General features: G+C 75.2%; 2 protein-coding genes. Both read left to right on the top strand.

Annotation, left to right across the window (positions count from 1 at the left end):
* The coding region (locus KS423_RS46455; protein WP_224285656.1) for a DUF6412 domain-containing protein at positions 1 to 200 on the top strand (200 nt) is incomplete at its 5' end.
* A 93-nt stretch (positions 201 to 293) separates the two neighbouring features.
* The coding region (locus tag KS423_RS46450) for a YidC/Oxa1 family membrane protein insertase (RefSeq protein WP_224285655.1) at positions 294 to 822 on the top strand (529 nt) is incomplete at its 3' end.

The raw sequence follows: 822 nt of genomic DNA, 5'->3' as shown, positions 1-822 counted from the left end.
CGGCAGTGGCGCTGGTGGCCGGGGCGGTCGCCGGGGCGCTGGCCGGGGCACGGCTGTTGGGGGCGCGGGCGCCGGCGGCGGTGCGCAGCGGGGTGCTGCGGCGTCGGGCGTTCGGTACGGCGTTCCTTCCGCAGCGTGATCCGGACGCCCGGGGCAGGCGACGCCCCAGGGCACCGGGAGCGGCCCTGGCGGCCGCGTGATTCCGTCGTAGATCCGTAGATCCGTAAGACGTTCTTCGCGGCCGTCCTCCGCCGTTCACTCATGTCCTGAGACCCCGGAGGGCTCGCTTCACCATGTCCGTTCTCGCCGTTCTCGACCCGGCCGTCGCCCTGGCGCACGCCGCCGTCGCCGCCGTCGCCCACCTGGTGCCGACCGCACTGGCCATCGTCCTGTTCACCGTCGCCGTCCGGCTGGCGCTGCATCCGCTGGCGCGGGCGGCGGCGCGTGGGGAGAAGGCCAGGGCGCGGCTGGCGCCGAAGGTCGGCGCGCTGCGAAGGAAGCACAAGGACCGGCCGGAGAGGCTGCGGGAGGCACTGGCCGAGATGTACCGGAAGGAGCAGGTGTCGCCGTTCGCGGGGTGCCTGCCGGTGCTGGTGCAGGTCCCGTTCTTCTCGGTGATGTACCGCCTGTTCACCACCCCCGACGACCTGCTGGACCACACCCTGTTCGGCGTGCCGCTGGGCCTGCACGTCACGGGCGCGCACGGCGCCGGGCAGTGGGCGGTGTTCGGGGTGCTGTTCGCCGGGCTGGCGGCGGTCGGGGTCGTCAACTTCCGCCGGGCCCGGCGCGCGGCCGCGGCTGCGGCGACGACGGCGCAGCCCG

It is taken from the genome of Streptomyces sp. LS1784, assembly GCF_020103755.1.
Classification (GTDB): Bacteria; Actinomycetota; Actinomycetes; order Streptomycetales; family Streptomycetaceae; genus Kitasatospora.
Note: the sequence above shows the minus strand (reverse complement) of the source record. Positions and strands in the feature narration are given on the sequence as shown.